Source organism: Marimonas arenosa (genome assembly GCF_030848945.1).
In the GTDB taxonomy this organism is placed as follows: domain Bacteria; phylum Pseudomonadota; class Alphaproteobacteria; order Rhodobacterales; family Rhodobacteraceae; genus Marimonas; species Marimonas arenosa.
Window position 1 is genome coordinate 89,062 of record NZ_JANHAX010000008.1, and the last position, 17,715, is coordinate 106,776.

Genomic DNA, 17,715 nt, shown 5'->3' on the forward strand with positions numbered 1-17,715 from the left:
TCGACATGTATCCCCACGGATCTGAAATATTGCGCGGCTTGATCGCAAATGCGTGAACGCAAATCAAGGACCGGATCGGCCGGTGCGCGGCTATCTGCCGAGGGAGAGGCCGCCGTGGTCTCGCAGCGTCAGCTTTTCCGCCATTTCGTTCGACGAACATCACTGGACCGTCAGACGGGATATGGCCATACGCGGCGGTTTGCACCAACGGCAGCGAGGCGGAACGAATCTGCAGTTTTGCTTTTCAGCGTTTTTTCCCCGCGATGGGATAGAAGCCGACATTGCAGGGCGCGCCATGCCCGCGTGCTTTTGCCCAAGCCACAGGCTGCCCCCAGATTTGATGAACACAGGTTCTTGGCGTATGCCAGAAACGCATGGAAATACCCGATTCAACGATAGAGAAGAAAAAGCTGGTGGCCGTTTCGATCAACAGGCATTTGGGGTGGGGTTTTGCCCTCGTACAATTGGAGGCATTCGTTTGAAGTTCGCCGGCAAGTTTTTGACGGCTGTCACGCTGTCGGCCGCGCTCCTCTTGGTTCTCGGGCTGGTCCTGTACGACTTCGGGCGTCCTGGCCCGGCTGAGTTCGTGCGCGCGCAGGGTCGCCATCTGGTGCGGAACGGAGAACCAATTCGATTCAAGTCTGTGAGTTTCTCGAATTACTACTCCTACCGACTTGGTGAGGCGGGTTTCGATCTTGAAAAATCGAAGCACCACTCAGAGATCGATTTTGAACGGGTGCGTGACCTGGGTTTCAACAGTATTCGTTTCGCTTTCAATGGAAACTGGTACAGGTCGAATCCGGACGCCTTTTGGCGGTGGCTTGATCAGAATGTTGGTTGGGCTGAAAAACACGGGCTTCTTTTGACACTGGACCTGCATGTCCCGATTGGAGGGTTCTGGCTCGACCCAACCGACGACAAGGTCGATTTCGGAATCTGGAACGACGAGTACACGCGCGCTCAAAATGTCGAACTTTGGCGTCTGATAGCCAAAAGGTACAGAAACGAAACAGCGGTAGGAGCTTACGAGCTTCTGAATGAAGCGGTTACGCAGGATGCGTCGGGGGACCAATGGCGCGAATTGGCGAGTGACCTGGTCAAAGCGATACGGGAAGTCGATCCGAACCATCTACTGATCGTAGGGGCGCTCTATGGAACTAACCGTCGGTATTCGGAAATGAACGCAGACTCTCAGTTTTTGGTCGATGACCCGAACGTGATGTACGATTTCCATTTCTATGAACCAATCGCATTCACGCATCAGTCGGCCTCTTGGCTTGAAAGACCAATATCCGATGGCGGGATATATCCTGACGACGAAACACCTATTCCGACGGGCAAAGAGGTCCTGCTTCCTGACAGCGGAATCGGCAGTCAAAACGTAGCAGAGGGAAGTTCGGGCTGGGCGAAATACGACAGCGGTTGGGCAGAGCTGCGTGACCCTGAGGCAATAGCGGGGCTACCGGTTGTGACCATGCGTTTCGGTGCGCGAGGAAGCGTGGATTTCGACGACCTGAACGTTTTCGAATTCGACACTAAAAGGGGAATTGCCAGGAAACTCCTCAGCGCGCCGCTTTCTGAGAGCAGCATCTGGCAATGGTGGGGATGGGGCAATGTTGATACGGCCGCGCGCCAGCCAGTATTCACCAGGTCGGAGACGGACGGTGCCAACGACCGGTACAGTCTGAGAATTGAAGGGATCACCACACATGATGAATACTTGGGATGGAGCAGTGACAGTCTTTGGTTCCAGGCAGTTCCCGGAAACCTTTACAAAATCACCGGTTATATGAAGGGAAAAGACGTCTCCTATCCTGTCTCTGACGGAGAGCCCCAGGAGTTTGTCGGTCTGGAACTGAGTTTCTACGGAAACCCGAAGGGAGAAGACAGCGAAGGCTTTGTTTTCCGAAATCACGAATACCTCGAGGCGCAGTTCTTGAAACGGTACCGGTTCGGAATTGAAAACGACGTGCCGATGTCCGTGATGGAATTTGGCACGATAGGCCGCACGTTCGAAATTGCAGGCAAAGGCGGCGGTAATTGGGTTAGAGACCTATTGGGCATTTTCAGCAAATACGAAACCAGTTTCTCGCTGTGGAATTACCATGGCTCGTCGATGGGTGTTTACCGCAGCGGAATGGGGTCGGAGCCGGCGGAGCCAAATGAGGAACTGATCGAAATCCTTCAGAAGAACCTGTCCAAGACCCAGCATTGAAGGCGCTCGTCCAAATCCTTTGACTTATGCCGATTGCGCTGATGAATAGTTGAGTAAGCGCCCAGTCGCATTGAGACCAACGCGGCGGAATTCTCCGGCCGGATCATCCCAAGCCAGGTGGCAGCTGACTGCCACCAGTCCTATGCAACTGGTAAAACTGAAGACCCGTCATGCACTGGCGTTCAAGCCGCCCCACCCGACGGGGGCAGCCCATCTGGTGCGAGTTTGCGATTTGCCAAACGGTGCCGAAGTGCATTCACCAGTGGCAACACAAAGAAGAAAGCCGCGATGGCAAGGAACAGGCCGGAAAGCGGGCGTTCCACAAAGGCGAACATGTTGCCCTGTTCGGCGATCAGCGTCTGGCGGAAGCTTTTTTCCATCAACGGGCCGAGCACCAGCGCCAGCACCAGAGGCGCGAGCGGATAGTCCGCCTTGCGCAGCAGGTAGCCCACGACGCCGAAACCGAGGATCAGCCAGACGTCGTGCATCTTCTGGCTGGGCGCGTAGCCGCCGACAATGCAGAGCACCAGAACCAGGGTACAGAGCACAGTGAACGGCATGCGCAACGCCCAGACGAAAAGCGGGATCAGCGCGATGTTGATCACCACCGCCGCGAAATTCGCGGTGTAGAGCGACGAAATCAGACCCCAGACGAAATCGGGCTGTTCGATGAACAGCATCGGTCCCGGTACCAGCCCCCACATCACCATGCCGCCCAGGAGAAGCGCCGTCGTGGGCGAGCCGGGGATGCCGAGGGTGAGCATCGGCAACAGCGAGCCAGTAGAGGCGGCATTGTTGGCGGTCTCGGGCGCGGCGACGCCTTCAATATTGCCCTTGCCGAAGGTTTCCGGGTGTTTTGATGTGCTTTTGGCAATGCCATAGGCCATCAGCGAAGCCGGGGTGGCGCCGGCGGCCGGCAACATGCCGACGAAAAACCCGAGGAACGAGCCCACGGACATCGTTTTCCACAGGCGAGCCATGGCCTTCATCCCCTCGACCAGCTCACGAAGCGACAGCCGGGCAGGCGTGACCTGCTGTCTCTTGTGCGAGGTTTCGATGGTGAACAGCACTTCTCCGACACCGTAGACGCCGATGGCCAGGACCAGGAAGGAAATGCCGGAATAGAAGCCGGGCTGATCGAAGAAGATCAGCCGCGGTTGTCCGGAAATGAGATCGAGTCCGACCGAGGACAGGACAAGGCCGAGGCAGATCATGATGATTGTCTTGAGCACATCGTCACCGCCGAGCCCGACGAAGGTGGTGAAGGCGAGAAGAACCAGTGCGAATTCTTCCGCGGGCCCGAATGCCAGAGCCAGATCGGCCAGAGGCACGGCAAACACGGTGAACAGGATGACCGATATCGTGCCGCCGACGAAAGAGGCGACCGCCGCCGCGATCAGCGCCAGGCCAGCCTTGCCTTGCTGGGCCATCGGGCGCCCGTCGAAGGTTGTCGCAACCGCTGTCGAGGCGCCGGGGATTCCCAGCAGAACAGAGCTGATCGCCCCGCCATACATGGCGCCGTAGTAGATAGCCGCCAGCAAGATGATCGCCGAGGAGGGCGGCACGATGAAGGTCAGCGGCAAGACGATTGCCACGCCGTTGACCGAGCCCAGCCCGGGCATCGCGCCGATGAACAACCCGGCGGTCACGCCCAACAGGACAATCATGAGGTTGACGGGAGAAAGCGAAGTGGCGAACCCGTCGCCGAGGAGCGTAAGAATTTCCATTGTTGCGCTCCCTCAGAAAAACTTGCTGTAAAGGGGAATGAAAAACGGCTCGGTCCATCCTTTGGGCAGCAGGATCTTCAGCGTTACCTCGAAGAAGAAGAACAGAAAGACCGGGGTCGCAATCGTCAGGATTGAGGTCAGGACCCAACCATGCCCGCCAAAAATCCTGAGATACCAGAGCATGAATAGAACCAAAGCGACGTAAGCTCCGACCAGCGGCATCAGAGCAATGGCGCAAAACAAGGCAAGGGTCACCGCGACAACTGGCCGGACCGCCCTGTCATGGAAAAACCTGCCATGCGTCGGCTCTTTCATAAAGCTGCGGGCGAGAATGCCAAGCGCCGACAGGGCCATAACGAGCGAAAGCCAGAATGGGAACGCCCCGGCACCTGGGCCGCCGGTTTCACCGGACCAGCCGATGGGCAGGGTGGCTGCGTGGGTCATGAAATATAAACTCATCGCGATTATCGCGATCGCGATTATCCTGTCGGCCGCCAGCATGTTTCTTCCTGTTGTTCGCCCTGTCACGCGGAGGCGGGCCATCACGGGTGGCCCGCCATCTCAATTTTGTGAAACGATCAGGAGCCTTCGCCCATCGCCTCGAGGATCTCGGCGTGCTTGCCGCGCTCTTCGAGGAAATAGGCCTGAAGCGCATCGCCGGACAGGAAATCCGAGATCAGGGATTTCTCCTTCGTGTAGGTCTGCCACTCTTCTGTTTCCGAGAGCTTGCGAAACATCTCGGTGTAGTAGGCCACGGCTTCGGGCGGCATGTCCTTGGGGCCGACGAACGAACGTTGCATCCAGTAGACGATGTCATGGCCAAGCTCGCGTGCGGTGGGAACATCGGGGAATGCCTCGAGCCGTTCGGGTGTGAAGGCCACGATAGGACGCGACTTGCCGGCCTGGTAGAAGCCCATTTGTTCGGAGGGGTTGTTCACCGTCGAGTCGATATGACCGCCAACCAGGTTCTTGGCTACGGTGCCACCACCTTTGAAGGGAACATAGGTGATTTCGAGGCCGAATTCTTTCTGAAGCATCGCGGTGACCAGGCTGTCCTCCTGACCGGTGCCGGTGCCCCCCATCTTCCATTTGCCATCAGCGGCCTTAACGGCGGCAACGTAGTCGTCGAGGGTTTTGATGTCGCTGTCGGCGTTGACCCACAGAACGAAGGTGTCGAGCGCCATGCGCGCGAGCGGTGTGAATTCGGCGATGTCCACGCCGATCTCAGTGCGCAACGGGGTGGTGTAATAGCTGTTCAGCGTTGCCATGACCTTGTGCGCATCGCCGGCGTTGTCCTTGAGATAGCGCAGAGCTTCGGCGCCCGATCCGCCGCCTTTGTTGACCGGCAAGACCGGCATGGATGCCAGGCCTTCCTTTTGGATGATCGACTGGAACAGCCGCGCGATACGGTCGGCACCGCCGCCCTGACCAGCCATGATGACCATTTCAATCGGCTTGATCGGCTTCCAGTCCGATGCCGTCGCCGGCAGGCCCGTGCCGAGCGTCAGTACCGCAGATGCAGCCATCGCGACAAAGCTGCGCTTAGTAAATTTGTATTGCATGTATTCTCCTCCCAGAGTTCGGGCGAACCCCTTGAAGTCGATTCGCTGCCGGAAACCTGTGTGGCATAGGGGTAGATTTTTAAATATGCGACAAATTATTCCTACATCCCGGGGAATTTTTGTGAAATATTAGTTTTACAAACAGTGTATAAGTAAAGTTGTAAACATGAAGAAGACGCTCGTCGGATCGCAGCTACGTCAATTACGAAAGTCGCAGGGCGAAACACAGGCTCAGATGGCTGCCCGACTCGGGATCAGTCCGGCCTATGTCAACCTGCTGGAAAGCAATCAGAGGTCGCTCTCGGTGCAGGTTCTGGTTGCCATTACCGAGGCCTATGGCGTCGATTGGCGCGACCTGGTCGGAGACGGTGATGAAAAGCGCATTCCCGAATTGCGCGCGGCCATGCGCGACCCGATTTTTTCCGGGGATGCTCCTGACCTTCAGGAATTGCGCGCAGCAATCGAGCATGCCCCTCGTTTCGTTTCACGCTTTTTGCAGATCTATGACAGTCACCATAATTTGACGGACCGTTTGAGCCGTCAGGCCGGTACTGGACATGCCGACGATCTTCTGTCCACCACGCCTGGCACGGCAATCCATGATTTCTTCCGCGACCACGAGAACTATTTCGACGAGCTCGATCGCGCGGCTGGGGACTGCCGCAACAGGATCGGCGGTGCCGCCGATGACATGTATGCTTCGCTCAAAAGATTTCTGCGCGTCGAACACGGGGTAAGCGCGCGGTTGGTTTCATTGGTGGACATGCGAGACACTTTGCGCGTGTTTGACCGGACCGAGGGGGAGGTGCGGCTGTCCGAGGCGCTCGACCATCCCAACCGGGTGTTCCAGCTTGCGCATGTGGTCGGGCTTCTGACCTGCCAGGACATCGTGGACCAGCTCGTCGAGAGTGCAGGCCTTGCCGACGAGGACGGGCGCGCACGGCTTGGCGTCGAATTGATGAACTATTTTGCCGGGGCACTGCTGATGCCCTATGAGAGCATGGTCGAAACGGCCGAGTTTGCGCGTTATGACATTGACCGGCTCGCTTCGGCATTCAGCGTGAGTTTCGAGCAGGTTTGTCACCGCCTGACGACGCTTCAGCGGGACGGGCGGCGCGGCGTCCCTTTCTTTTTCCTGCGGGTTGACCGCGCAGGTAATGTGACCAAGCGATTCAATGCAACGCCTTTCACCTTGGCGGAGCAGGGCGGATCCTGCCCGGTGTGGAATATTCACGCGGCTTTTGGCCGTCCCGGGGTCGTGGTGCCACAATTTGTTGAGCTCCCCGGGGGGGGGCGATTCTTCACGTTGTCCCGTACGACCGACCGGCCGGTCTTCGATAGGAATACGCAGGATCGGCGCCTTGTCATCGCGTTGGGGTGTGAAAGCGAACAGGCAGACCGTGTGTGTTATGCGGAGCCGTTGAATACAGAGGACCGGGGAATGTTCACGCAAATCGGGATTTCCTGCCACGTCTGCCCACGCCAGGCCTGCTCGCAACGTGCGCATCAGCCGCTCAATATCCGGTTGCGCATTCACGCAGACCGACGAGGAAGCACTCGTTACGAAAGTTGAGCCTGGGGAGAAGTTGGAGCAGGGAGCGGCTTGTCCTGAGACCGATTGTCGCCCCAAGCTGGCTTGACCAGGGGAAGCGGTAAATCTAGAGATGGTTGGACCAATTTTGATATTGGTTGGATCAAATCTCATGGCGGACACTGCAATGATGGCCAAGACAGAGGCGAAAGACACGCAGTCGCAGGGGACTGCCGTAGGCCCCGCCTATCTGTCTGTGGCGCAACGCCTGCGCAGTTTCATTGTCGATGAACGGCTAAAGATCGGTGACAGCCTGCCAACGGAACGCCAGCTCGCGGAACGCTTCGTGGTGTCGCGCCATTCACTGCGCGAAGCTTTGCGCGTCTTGCAGGAACAGGGAATTTTAGCGCCGCAGCAGGGCAGCGGAAACTATATCGCATCGACCGATATCGATCTTCTGGAAGACCACCTGCGCCGCGAAACTCCGTCAGACGCGACCCATCAAAACCAGGATATCTTCGAGTTCCGCGCGATGATGGAACCCGAGATCGCGGCACTGGCTGCGGAGCGGATCAGTGATCGAGAGCTGCGCGGTTTGACGGACATCGTAACCCAGCAGGGGGGTGAAAGGAACCCGCGTACGCTGCGTCTGCTGGACGATGCATTCCACCTCGGCATTGCCCGAGCCGCTGGCAACCACGTGGTGTCGAGTGTGATCCGCTCGATCAATTCCGTCGTAGGCCAGGTGCGTGGCGAGGTCTATCAAGGGCCTACCCGGCACCGTGTTTCCCTGGCGGGCCACCAGGAAATTCTTGAAGCCTTGGCCGCTCGCGATTCCGGGGCCGCCAGGCGTGCAATGCAATCGCATATTGCCCGCATCCGCGGGTTCGTGATGGATGACGACTGATAAGGAAGAACCATGACCGAAAGAACGACCCTCAGCCAGCTATTGGCCTCGGCTCCGGCCGGCAATGCCGCACTCACCGCGCCGGACCGTCCCGACCTGAGCTACGAGGCCTTGGCGCGTTTCGTTGAGGCCACCGGCGGCAAACTCCGGGCGGCAGGCGTTGGCCGCGCCGACAAGGTGGCAATCGTGTTGCCGAACGGGCCGGAAATGGCTTCGGCTTTCCTGGCTGTCGCCAATGCTGCCGTAGCGGCGCCGCTGAACCCGAACTACAAGAAGGACGAATTTTCCTTCTACATGGACGACCTCAGCGCCGGGCTTCTGATCTGCGACGACGCCGAAGGCCCAGCCGCTCAGGCGGCGAAAGATCTGGGTATCCGGGTTGCCGTCGCGTCCACCGGCCAAAACGATCCGGCGGGTAAATTCGCATTGAACATTGATGACGGCGATGGCGTCTGCCCGCTGAGCGAGGCGCAGCCTGACGACCCTTGTCTTGTGCTCCACACCTCGGGGACCACCTCGAGGCCCAAGATCGTGCCGTTGTCGCAACTCAACGTCGCCACGTCCGCGCAGAATATTGCCAGCACGCTGGCGCTGACCGAAGCGGATGTCTGCATGAACATCATGCCGCTTTTCCACATTCACGGTCTGATTGCGGCGGTGTCGGCGACTATGGCGGCAGGCGCGCAGATCTATTGTACCCCAGGATTCAACGCGCTGAAGGTCTTTGCCTGGATCGAGGATTGCGAGCCGAGTTGGTACACGGCGGTGCCGACCATGCATCAGGCCATTCTCGGACGGGCCGCGCGCAATTCCGAAATCGTTGCGAAAACCAAGCTGCGTTTCATCCGGTCGTCTTCGTCGTCGCTGCCGCCGACGGTGATGGCCGAACTGGAAGAAACCTTTGGCTGCCCGGTGGTCGAGGCCTATGGCATGACCGAAGCCACGCACCAGATGGCATCGAATCCGATTGCGCGCGGCGAACAGGTGCCCGGCTCAGTCGGCAAGGCGGCCGGGCCCAAGGTGTCGATCCACACCCGCGACGGGCTCACCACCGAGGCCGACGCAATTGGCGAGATCTGTATCTCGGGGGCCAATGTGACGGCAGGCTATGAAAGCAACCCCAAGGCCAATGAGGAAAATTTCTTCATGGACGGCGACGAACGCTGGTTCCGCACCGGCGACCAGGGTCGGTTCGATACCGAGGGATACCTCTATATAACCGGGCGGCTGAAGGAGATCATCAACCGCGGCGGCGAGAAGATTTCCCCGCGCGAGGTCGACGAGGTGCTGATGGAGCACCCGGCGGTGAACCAGGCTGTCACCTTTGCCGTCAAGCATCCGCAACTGGGCGAAGACGTCGCAGCGGCGGTCGTGCTGAATGACGGCGCAGACGCCGATGCAGGTGACATTCGCAGCTTTGTCGCGGAAAAGCTGGCAGGCTTCAAGGTGCCGCGCAAGGTTCTGATATTGGACGAGATTCCCAAGGGTGCGACGGGCAAGCTGCAACGGATCGGGCTGGCCAAGGTCTTGGGGCTGGAGGACTGAACAATGACCAAGATTTGTATCTTCGGAGCCGGGGCGATTGGCGGCATGATGGCGCACGCACTGCACAAGGCGGGGGCCGAGGTCAGCCTTGTCGCACGAGGTCCGCATCTGGCAGCCATTCAGGAAAAAGGCCTGACCTTCATCAAGGACGGGGTCAGCGAAACCATCGATGTGAAAGCCAGCGACAACCCGGCTGACTTGGGTGTGCAGGATTATGTGATCATCACCTTGAAAGCGCATTCGGTGCCGCCCATCGTCGACCAGTTCGCACCGCTTCTGGGGCCGGACACGGCGATCGTTTCGGCGGTGAACGGGGTGCCGTGGTGGTACTTCCACAAGGCCAATTCCGGTACCGATCTGGACGAGAAGCCGGTTGAAACGACGGATCCGGGCGGCGCCCAGTGGTATGCTTTTGGGCCCGAACGGGCCATTGGCTGCGTCGTCTACCCAGCCTGCGAAGTGACTGAACCCGGCGTGGTGCTGCACCGCTCGGGCGACCGTTTCACCCTCGGCGAGCCATCTGGCGAGCGGACCGAGCGGGCCATGGCCCTGTCGCGCCTTCTGAGCGCGGGTGGGTTGCGCGCCCCGGTCAAGCCGCGGATCCGCGACGAGCTATGGATCAAGCTGTGGGGTAATTGTTCGTTCAACCCGGTCTCGGCGCTGACTGGCGCGAGCCTTGACCTGATCGGGGCGGATGCGGCCTGTCGCACGGTGATCCGGGAAATGATGACCGAGGCACGTCAAGTCGGCGAGGCGATCGGCGCCCGCTTCACCGTCGGCATCGAACGGCGCATTCAGGGTGGTGCCGATATCATCGGGCACAAGCCTTCGACGCGGCATGATGTCGAGGCCGGGCGGCCGATGGAGCTTGACGCGCTGGTGGCGTCGGTTCAGGAACTCGCGCGGCGTTTGGACATCCCGACCCCCACGCTGGATACGGTTTCGGCACTGGTGCGGATGCAGGGGCAGGTCATGGGGCTCTACCATCGCCGCCCAGATCTGGAGGCGATCATCGCAGGAGAATATCAGCCGGCCGACTGATCCACCGGCGCGAAAGCAATCTCGCGAACAGCGACACAAGCAAGAGGCGTTTGTTGCGACGTTACGGCCGCGCATATGTTGTCGGGCAAGAGATGGAGCCGGTAAGCGTTTGTCAAAATGCCGTCTGATGCATGGGTATGAAGTCAGTCAAGCGGCTTCCACGCTCGTAATAAAACCCGGCCCGCGGTTGTCGAATACGCCAAGACAAATTGTTGGCTTCCCGGAAAACTTCCGGAGCCATTCACGAATGGCAACCAATGATCGCACAGAGCCTGAGGCTGCTGCCCGCCGCGCCATCCGGACAGGTCTGGTAACAGCCGAAAACTGGCCGCCGCAATATTGGGGGTGAGAGGCGGCTTGGCGGGACAAGGCGAGCTTTCGACATGCGCGATTATTTACGGTGACTTGCCGGTTTTTGCCACCACAGTGAAAGCTAGTACGACATGGCCGGATCTTTGCTGGACGCATTCGAATCAACACGTAGGTCAGAAAAACGTTGATCAGCCAACCTCCGTCAAGGCAGTCATCGGATCCGGAGCCTTTCATCTAGCCTGGCTATCCGGGGGTTTGGCATCTGTCCGGGCGGGCGGAGGCCCAAGGTCTAGTCGCCTGGCCGAGCTATTCCAACCCAGCCGATGCAGCATCATAGGCTTTTACCAGTGCGTTGGCCCTCTCCTTGACCTCGTCTGCCGTCTGGCCCGGCCGATACAGCGAGGTTCCGATGCCGAAACCAGCTGCGCCGGCATTCAGGTAAGCCGAGAAATTCGCGGGTCCGACCCCGCCAACCATCAAGAGTTCCGTTTCCTCGGGCAACACGGCCCGAATTGCCTTGAGCCCCTCGGTGCCGAGAATGAACGAAGGGAACAGTTTCAGTGTGGTCGCTCCGGCCCGAAGGGCCGTGACGCACTCGCTCGGTGTCAGTGCGCCTGGAATGCTCTGCATCCCCAACCGGATCGTTTCACGGATTACGTCGACATCGGCGTTGGGAGACACGATCATCTTCCCGCCTGCATCAGCCACACGGGCCACGGCCGCCGCATCCAAAACCGTTCCCGCGCCGATCAGGGCGCCTGTCTGCATTTTCGCGAGGCGCTCGATACTATCGAAAGCTCTCGGCGAATTTAGTGGCACCTCAATGCGGTCGATCCCTGAATTGACAAGCGCTTCCGCGACACCTGCGACTTCGTCTGGGGTGATGCCACGCAGTATGGCGATCAGATTACGAGTCATGTCCTGTCCCCTTTCATTGTCGAGCGTGCCGCGCACAACCCGAGTAGCGTGGCCTTTTTCGCTTCAACCACCGAAGGCTCGATGCCAATGAGCTTGAACGCGTCTCGATAGATGATGGCCAGCGGCTCATCTCCGATGATCGTGATGGGCGCATCGGCGGCTGCGACTCCTGCTGCCGCGAATTCGGCGCCGACAAGCATGCCAGACAACCGGGCTCGCGCAACCCCGGGCGCCGTGTCGGCCAAAAGAGCTTGCGCCCGGATTGAAAAAAAGTTGGCCCAAAGTGACGCAGGATTAGCCAGTGTTGCGCGGAACTCAAAGATGAAAGCCTCGGTGTCCCAACCAGTGTCAGTGATCGAATGGCGCAGTACCGAGCCTTTCGACATCAGCTCGAACACCTCCCCAGTCATGAATGTTTGAAAACCCTGCACTATGCCGGTGTTGAGATGAACCCATTTCGAATGAGTGCCGGGCAGGCAAACAATACCGCTGTATCCCGGTTGTTCCAGAACAAGACCGGCGATTTGGGTTTCTTCCCCACGCATGACGTCCGGCGGGTTAGCCTGGCACAGTCCCGGCAGGATGCGAACTTCGATCCTGCCGTCTCTCACGGGTGCATTCACGGCAGCCCCCGGACTCCCTGGCGCCGTCGGAGTCGCCATGTAGGGCGTTTCGATCCAGCCCTGCCTGGCGCCGACCATTCCGCAAACCAGAACCTCTACATTTTCCCGCCCGGCGAGCCAAGGTTCGATGAGCTCCAGCAAAGCGGGTTCGAAGTCGGCGGGCCGCAATTTTCCCATGCCGCGGTCGGATTTCAATTCGGCGACTACCGTTGCGCCCGACATCATCCAAGCGCGTAGATACGTCGTGCCCCAATCTGCCGCGATCCAGAAATCCGCGTCCATGGCCAACGGTTTACCGCAGGTCGCCGGGCAGCAGGTCATCAGGCATGTTCTGGTAACACACCGGGCGCAGGAAGCGGCGGATTGAAAGGGTGCCGACCGAGGTGGCGCCGAAGTTTGTCGAGGCCGGATAGGGCCCGCCATGGACCATGGCGTCGCAGACCTCGACTCCGGTAGGATAGCCATTGGCCAACACGCGGCCTGCCTTGCGCTCCAGAATCGGCATCAGGCTTTGCGCCATGTCAGAATCGGCGGAATCCATATGCAGGGTGCAGGTCAACTGGCCTTGAAGGCTTTGGGCCACCGTAAGCATTTCCGCCTCATCGGTCACCCGGACGATCAGGCCGAGCGGGCCGAACACCTCTTCCCCCAGTATCTCGTTGGCCAACCATTCCTTGCCGGTGGTGGCAAACAGATAGGGCGTGGCATTGCGCAGGTCGCAGACCGAGGTCAGAACCTCTCGCACCCCGGTGGTGCCCGCCACACGGTCGCGCCCACCACGATAAGCCGCCGCGATTCCGTCGGTCAGCATGGTCTGGGCGCCAACGGGTTCCAGCGCTTTAGTTACCGCCTCTATGAAAGCGTCCGCCTCAGCGCCGTCGATCACAACGGCGATGCCAGGATTGGTGCAAAACTGTCCCGCGCCCATGGTCAGCGATCCGGCCCAGCCGTCGGCGATGGCTCCGCCGCGCACCTTCAGTGCTTCGGGCAGCAGGAACATCGGATTGACCGACCCCAATTCGCCGAAGAACGGAATCGGGTTATCACGCTGCGCACATAGGTCAAACAGAGCCCGTCCACCCGCAAGGCTACCGGTGAAGCCAACGGCGTTGATCAGCGGGTGCTGCACCAGCGCCTGACCGACATCGCGTTTGCCTCCCTGGATCAGGCTGAAAACACCTGGAGGAACACCGCATGTCGCAATTGCCGAATGGATAGCCTCGGCCACGATTTCGCCGGTGCCGGGGTGGGCGCTGTGTCCCTTGACCACAACCGGGCAGCCCGCGGCCAATGCCGCCGCCGTGTCCCCGCCTGCCGTCGAGAAGGCCAGCGGAAAGTTTGATGCACCGAACACCGCAACGGGGCCGATCGGACGCTGGACCATCTTGATGTCCGGGCGCGGCAAAGGCCGACGGTCCGGTTGGGCCTCGTCGTGGCGTCGATCAAGGTAGTCACCGGTAAGGATGTGGCTGGCGAACAGGCGAAGCTGACCCGTTGTGCGCCCGCGTTCACCTTCGAGCCGCGCATCGGGGAGTCCGGTTTCCGAGGTGCCGATTTCAGTGATTGCATCACGCCGTGCCTCGATCTCGTCGGCAATTGCATTCAGGAAAGCCGCACGGTCCTCGCGCGACGAATAACCGAAGCTCCAGAATGCCTCCTCGGCGGATTTGCAGGCGCGGTTCACCAGATCGGGCGTACCGACCGAAAACTCATTCGCCGGCCCATGCGCCGGTTCTGATGTGAATTTGTTCTCGCCTGCGACCCAGTCGCCCGCGATTAGGTGTTTGCCATGAGGCGTGAAGATCATGCTCCCGTTCTCCAGTTTTTCAGCCCGTGATCGCTGGGCCCTTCCTGGCTGGTGCGATCGACAAATGGCTTGACTCAATGTGGTTTGGTATACCATTACCTTAAGTAATATTGTAGTAGTAATGCAAAGTTGGTCCTGCATTTATTTACTGCAAAATGGGGGTCACATGCGTATCAGCCGCTCATTTGGCCGGAGGAACATCCACCAGCAGATCGTGCGTGAGCTGGCCATGCGGATTCTTTCTGGTCGCGTCGCACCGGGCGAGCTGCTGCCCAATGAAGATGTCGCGTCCTCCGAAATGGATGTCAGCCGCACAGTCTATCGCGAAGCGATTAAAGTCCTCACCGCAAAAGGGCTTCTGGTATCGCGTCCCAAGGTTGGAACGCGGGTGCGTGATCGAACCAGCTGGAATATCCTCGACCCTGAGATCATCGCCTGGCGATCCGAAACCGAAACCACCCGGCAATTCGTCGAGGAGCTGTTCGAGTTCCGCCAGATCATTGAGCCGGAAGCGGCGCGACTGGCCGCAGAAAATGCCGGCCCGCAAGACATCCGTCGGATTCGCGCCGCGGTGCGTCGTATGGCGGAGACGAATGCGTCAACCAGCGAAAACTTCGAAGCCGACCTTGCCTTTCACACTGGAGTTCTGCGGGCCTCCGGGAACGAACTGCTCGCCTCTCTGGGTCACGTGGTAGAGGCATTGCTGTTGAAAAGTTTCGAACTCTCGTCACATCGGGCCGGTGCGCGAGAAGAGTCCGTGCCGTTTCACATGGAGGTCGTGACTCAGATTGAAAAAGGTGACAGCAGGAAGGCAAGAGAAACAATGATCGAGCTTCTGAAAAGTGCGCGAGCCGACCTCGATGCCGTGCTGGCGCGTGAAGGAGCCGATCAGGAAGCGGCAAACTGGGAGAAAGCACATTGAACGCGGGCGCAAGGGGCCGAACTCTGGTCCCGAAACGCGCCGGACGTTTGCATAGCTAACCAAATTCAACATCAAAGGAGGAGAGAATGTTGAAGAAAGCACTTATGGGAGCGACACTACTTGCGGCCACGTTGAACGGGGGACTCGCCCTTGCAGACACGTCGGCAAAACGTATTGCGCTGTCGAATAACTACGCCGGGAATTCGTGGCGGCAGGCGATGCTGGCCAGTTGGGACAAGGTGACCAGCCAGGCGGTTGCTGACGGCGTGGTGGCAGAAGCCCCCGCGTTCACCACGGCTGAAAACCAGGTGACCGAACAGGCTGCGCAGATCCAGAACATGATCCTGCAAGGCTACGACGCCATCGTGATCAACGCCGCGTCGCCGGACGCGCTGAACGGTGCCGTCAAGCAGGCCTGTGACGCGGGCATCGTCGTGGTGTCGTTTGACGGCATCGTGACCGAGCCCTGCGCCTATCGGATTGCGGTGGACTTCAAGGCCATGGGTAAAGTTGAGGTGGAATATCTGGCAACCCGGCTTGACGGAGGCAACCTCCTGGAAATCCGTGGCCTGGCTGGTGTTTTTGTCGATGACGAAATCAGCGCCGGGATCCACGAGGGCGTAGAAGAGAATCCGCAGTTCGAAATTGTCGGTTCGGTGCACGGCGATTGGGCCCAGGACGTGGCACAGAAGGCTGTGGCGGGCATTTTGCCGTCGTTGCCCGAGATCGCCGCAGTCGTCACCCAAGGCGGTGACGGCTATGGAGCCGCTCAGGCTTTCGCCGCGGCTGGCCGCCCCACGCCGCTGATCGTTATGGGCAACCGCTATGACGAAATGCTGTGGTGGAAAGAGCAGAAAGACGCCAACGGCTACGCAACGATGTCGGTTTCGATCGCGCCAGGCGTGGGCACTTTGGCCTTCTGGGTCGCGCAGATGATCCTGGACGGAAAGCAAGTTCCGCAGGATCTGACTGTGCCCTTCCTGACCATCACCCAGGACACGCTGGAGGAAAGCCTCGCGAATACACAGCCCGGCGGCGTTGCCAACGTGGAATACTCTCTGGAAGATGCAATGGCGGTTGTAACCGGCGAGTAAGGCGGTCTGACAGAACGCGACAGGGGCAAGGCAGATGAACGCGTCGCAATCTCATATCGTGACGCTTGAGAACGTGACCAAACACTTCGGTGCGGTACGAGCTCTCGGCGGAGTCGATCTGAAGGTGCATGCGGGAGAGTGCCTTGGCCTTGTTGGCCATAATGGTGCCGGTAAGTCGACGCTTATGAATGTGCTTGCCGGCACGCTTTCGCCCGACCATGGTATCCTAGGTATTCACGGGGCCGATCTTTCAGGCCGTTACAACGTGAAAGCCGCCGGGGAAAACGGCATTCGCTGTGTGTTTCAGGAATTGTCCCTTTGCCCAAATCTGACAGTTGCAGAAAACGCGCGGATATTTCATCCGACACTGACCGGCTTCGGATGGAAACGCCGCGCAGGCAACATGATAAGAGAAAAACTCGACGAAATTTTCCCCGGTCACGGTGTTCATCCGGATAACGTGATCGGAGACCTTTCCATCGGCAAGCGGCAAATGGTCGAAATCGCCCGCGCTTTCACATCGACCGGCGCGCCTCTGCATCTCGTCATTCTAGATGAGCCCACTTCGTCGCTAGACGCCGTCACCTCCGGGCAGTTGCTCGATTTCGTGCGAAAAGTCGTCAATCAGGGGCTCAGCTGCATTCTTATTTCCCATGTTCTTGGAGAAGTGCTGAGTTATTGCGACCGCATCGTCGTGATGAAGGACGGTCTAGTTGTCGAGACAAGACCCGGCGCCGATTTCACCCGCGACACGCTCGTGGCGGCAATGGGCAATGTCGTCGAACAGGAAGAAATCGAAGAACACGAGCGACGAGAAATCCAGCGGGGCACGACCCCAATCGTAGTCGAGGCGCGGTCAGACGCGCAGCGCGACGGCGCCGCTTTGGTGGCTCATCGTGGAGAGATTATCGGGCTGGCTGGGCTGGCTGGACACGGCCAGACACGAATGCTGCTAAAGGTATACGACGCAGCCATGCGAAAAAGGAAATCCCTGAAGGTGGACGGTCCGGTTGCTCTGGTGGCGGGTGACCGACAGACCGACGGGATATTTCATCTCTGGTCGATTTCTCAAAACGTCGGCGTCCGCAGCCTGCAATCAATGATCCGCCACGGCCTGATCGACCCGGACGCCGAAGCCGCCCTGGGGCGCGCGTGGCAGGCACGCATCAAGATCAGGACCCCGGACATGAATGACAACATCCTGTCTCTTTCCGGCGGCAACCAGCAAAAGGCGTTGTTCGCCAGGGCATTGGCATCGGACGCAGAAATCATTCTGATGGACGATCCGATGCGCGGGGTTGATGTCGGGACGAAACTGGAGGTGTACGACCTGATCCGGGAAGAGGCGGAAAAAGGCCGGACTTTCCTGTGGTACACAACCGAAACGGACGAGCTTTACAATTGCGACCACACCTACGTGTTTCGTGACGGCGTGATCGTCGCCGACCTGCCGCGTGATCAACTCTCCGAAGAAAAGATCCTGCATTCATCGTTCAAGGAGAGCGCCTGAC

At 59.2% G+C, this 17,715-nt stretch carries 14 protein-coding genes; 8 read left to right on the forward strand and 6 right to left on the reverse strand.

Translation table 11 applies throughout. The features are described from left to right. The first annotated feature begins 82 nt into the window (after positions 1–82). Positions 83–2,215 carry a glycoside hydrolase family 5 protein gene (locus NO357_RS20340; RefSeq protein ID WP_306737592.1) on the forward strand — a complete coding sequence of 711 codons (2,133 nt, stop codon included), beginning with the start codon at positions 83–85 and terminating at the stop codon, positions 2,213–2,215. 182 nt (positions 2,216–2,397) lie between these two features. Here NO357_RS20340 and NO357_RS20345 read toward each other — a convergent pair whose 3' ends face one another. The 3 genes from NO357_RS20345 to NO357_RS20355 form a co-directional block, all read right to left on the reverse strand. Next, the gene (locus NO357_RS20345; RefSeq protein WP_306737593.1) at positions 2,398–3,942 is read right to left on the reverse strand and encodes a tripartite tricarboxylate transporter permease; all 1,545 of its coding nucleotides are present in this window, start codon (positions 3,940–3,942) and stop codon (positions 2,398–2,400) included. Between the two features lie 12 nt (positions 3,943–3,954). Further along, positions 3,955–4,443: a tripartite tricarboxylate transporter TctB family protein gene (locus tag NO357_RS20350; protein WP_306737594.1), complete on the reverse strand. Its 489-nt coding sequence runs from the start codon at positions 4,441–4,443 to the stop codon at positions 3,955–3,957. A 77-nt stretch (positions 4,444–4,520) separates the two neighbouring features. Next, on the reverse strand, positions 4,521–5,504 hold the full coding sequence (locus tag NO357_RS20355; protein ID WP_306737595.1) for a Bug family tripartite tricarboxylate transporter substrate binding protein: 984 nt from the start codon (positions 5,502–5,504) through the stop codon (positions 4,521–4,523). A 166-nt stretch (positions 5,505–5,670) separates the two neighbouring features. On the opposite strand from NO357_RS20355, the gene NO357_RS20360 reads away from it, so the two are divergent. From NO357_RS20360 to NO357_RS20375, 4 genes are all read left to right on the forward strand, one after another. Further along, on the forward strand, positions 5,671–7,077 hold the full coding sequence (locus NO357_RS20360; RefSeq protein WP_306737596.1) for a helix-turn-helix domain-containing protein: 1,407 nt from the start codon (positions 5,671–5,673) through the stop codon (positions 7,075–7,077). 145 nt (positions 7,078–7,222) lie between these two features. Further along, positions 7,223–7,942: a FadR/GntR family transcriptional regulator gene (locus NO357_RS20365; protein ID WP_306737597.1), complete on the forward strand. Its 720-nt coding sequence runs from the start codon at positions 7,223–7,225 to the stop codon at positions 7,940–7,942. A 12-nt stretch (positions 7,943–7,954) separates the two neighbouring features. Further along, on the forward strand, positions 7,955–9,487 hold the full coding sequence (locus NO357_RS20370) for an acyl--CoA ligase (RefSeq protein ID WP_306737598.1): 1,533 nt from the start codon (positions 7,955–7,957) through the stop codon (positions 9,485–9,487). A gap of 3 nt (positions 9,488–9,490) precedes the next feature. Next, a complete protein-coding gene (locus tag NO357_RS20375) occupies positions 9,491–10,528 on the forward strand; it encodes a 2-dehydropantoate 2-reductase (protein WP_306737599.1) in 1,038 nt (345 codons plus the stop codon). Positions 10,529–11,146: 618 nt separating this feature from the next. Here NO357_RS20375 and NO357_RS20380 read toward each other — a convergent pair. Genes NO357_RS20380 through NO357_RS20390 form a run of 3 tightly spaced genes read right to left on the reverse strand, consistent with a single transcriptional unit; the run spans position 11,147 to position 14,188 of the window. After that, the gene (locus NO357_RS20380; RefSeq protein ID WP_306737600.1) at positions 11,147–11,758 is read right to left on the reverse strand and encodes a 2-dehydro-3-deoxy-6-phosphogalactonate aldolase; all 612 of its coding nucleotides are present in this window, start codon (positions 11,756–11,758) and stop codon (positions 11,147–11,149) included. Beyond that, positions 11,755–12,663, reverse strand: a complete 909-nt coding sequence (locus NO357_RS20385) for a 2-dehydro-3-deoxygalactonokinase (RefSeq protein WP_306737601.1) — start codon at positions 12,661–12,663, stop codon at positions 11,755–11,757. Before NO357_RS20385 ends, NO357_RS20380 begins: the two co-directional genes overlap by 4 nt. 10 nt (positions 12,664–12,673) lie before the next feature. Next, on the reverse strand, positions 12,674–14,188 hold the full coding sequence (locus tag NO357_RS20390; RefSeq protein WP_306737602.1) for an aldehyde dehydrogenase (NADP(+)): 1,515 nt from the start codon (positions 14,186–14,188) through the stop codon (positions 12,674–12,676). A 166-nt stretch (positions 14,189–14,354) separates the two neighbouring features. Between NO357_RS20390 and NO357_RS20395 the strand changes: the two genes are divergently transcribed. From NO357_RS20395 to NO357_RS20405, 3 genes are all read left to right on the forward strand, one after another. Beyond that, positions 14,355–15,110, forward strand: a complete 756-nt coding sequence (locus tag NO357_RS20395) for a FadR/GntR family transcriptional regulator (RefSeq protein ID WP_306737603.1) — start codon at positions 14,355–14,357, stop codon at positions 15,108–15,110. Between the two features lie 86 nt (positions 15,111–15,196). After that, positions 15,197–16,204 carry an ABC transporter substrate-binding protein gene (locus NO357_RS20400; RefSeq protein ID WP_306737604.1) on the forward strand — a complete coding sequence of 336 codons (1,008 nt, stop codon included), beginning with the start codon at positions 15,197–15,199 and terminating at the stop codon, positions 16,202–16,204. A 34-nt stretch (positions 16,205–16,238) separates the two neighbouring features. Beyond that, positions 16,239–17,714: a sugar ABC transporter ATP-binding protein gene (locus NO357_RS20405; protein WP_306737605.1), complete on the forward strand. Its 1,476-nt coding sequence runs from the start codon at positions 16,239–16,241 to the stop codon at positions 17,712–17,714. Position 17,715: the final 1 nt, after the last annotated feature.